This window comes from Streptomyces sp. NRRL WC-3549 (assembly GCF_000721935.1).
Taxonomy (GTDB): domain Bacteria; phylum Actinomycetota; class Actinomycetes; order Streptomycetales; family Streptomycetaceae; genus Streptomyces.
This window is the reverse complement of the sequence record NZ_KL585398.1, coordinates 44141-45475: the sequence shown is the minus strand read 5'-3', so window position 1 is coordinate 45475 and position 1335 is coordinate 44141. Positions and strand designations below refer to the sequence as shown.

Annotated in this window: 1 protein-coding gene and 1 pseudogene; both read right to left on the bottom strand. The window is 67.7% G+C overall.

Translation table 11 applies throughout. The annotated features are described in order from the left end of the window. Positions 1-310 (bottom strand): annotated as a pseudogene (locus IH13_RS0114515) (ABC transporter permease); the annotation flags it as partial. 65 nt (positions 311-375) lie between these two features. Next, positions 376-1335 (bottom strand): carbohydrate ABC transporter permease (locus tag IH13_RS0114510; RefSeq protein WP_234433301.1); only part of this gene is annotated, 960 nt, incomplete at its 5' end.

The window sequence follows — 1335 nt, the reverse complement described above, 5'->3', positions numbered from 1 at the left end:
CGCGCTTGCCGGGGAAGCGGAAGCGGCTGACGGCGTAGCCGGTGGTGGCGGAGACGAAGACACCGATGACGGTGGTGAGCCCCGCGACGAGCACGGAGTTGCCGAACCAGGTCAGGAACTCGGTGTCCTTGATCAGGTTCGTGTAGTTCTCGAACGTCGTCTCTTTGAAGAAGTCGGTCGTGGTGGAGTACTTCGCCGGCTTCAGCGAGGTCAGCAGGACCCAGAGCACGGGGAAGACCGCGATCACGGACGCGACGATCAGCGTGAGGTGCAGGGCCACGGACGCGACCGGGGACCGCTCGCCGCGCAGCCGGGGCGTGCGGGCGGAGGGCCGGGCGGTGGCGGGGCGCGCGGTGGTGGTCTGTGCGGCGGTGGTCACCAGTTGTCTCCCTGCGTGCGGAGCACTCGCCGGTAGACCACGGCGAAGAGCATCAGGAGGACGAGGATCAGCACGCCCCAGGTGGAGGACTGCGCGAAGTCGCGCGGGCTGATCTCGAAGGAGAATTTGTACGCCTGGGTCACCAGGATCTGGGTGGACTCACCCGGTCCGCCCCGCGTCAGCAGGAAGATCACCGGGAACATGTTGAAGGTCCAGATGGTGGAGAGCAGGACCACCGTGGTGGAGACCGGACGCAGGCCCGGCAGCGTGACGTGGCGGAACCGCTGCCACGCCGTGGCGCCGTCCATCTCCGCGGCCTCGTACTGCTCGGAGGGTATGGACTGCAGTCCGCCCAGCAGCGCCACCATGATGAAGGGGATGCCGAGCCAGACGTTGACGGCGATGACGGAGAACTTGGCCCAGGTGGGGTCGTTGAGCCACGGGACGGAGTCGATCCCTGCGCCGCCGAGGATCTTGTTGAGCAGTCCGCGGTCCTCGTTGTAGAGGAAGCGCCAGGCGAAGACGGAGACGAAACCGGGGATGGCCCACGGCAGGATCAGGGCCATCCGGTAGGCGGAGCGGCCGGCGATCCTGCGGTTGAGGATGTTGGCGAGGGCCATGCCCAGGCAGAAGGTGATGGCGACGCAGGAGACCGTCCACACCAGCGTCCAGCCCAGCGTGCCGAGGAACTGGCCGCCGGTCAGGGCGTCGGCGTAGTTGTCCAGACCCACGAACTCGTACGTGGCGGGCAGTTCGTTGACGCCGATCGACCGTGCGACGTTGCGTTCGTTGGCGTCGGTGAGCGACAGCCAGATACCGCGGACCAGCGGGTAGCCGATGATCACGCCGATCACGATCACGACCGGGGCGACCATGGTCCAGGCGTACCAGTGGACCGACAGGGCCCGCCGGAGCCTGCTCGGCGGCGGGGGGTTACCAGTACCGCGGCTCCGGCC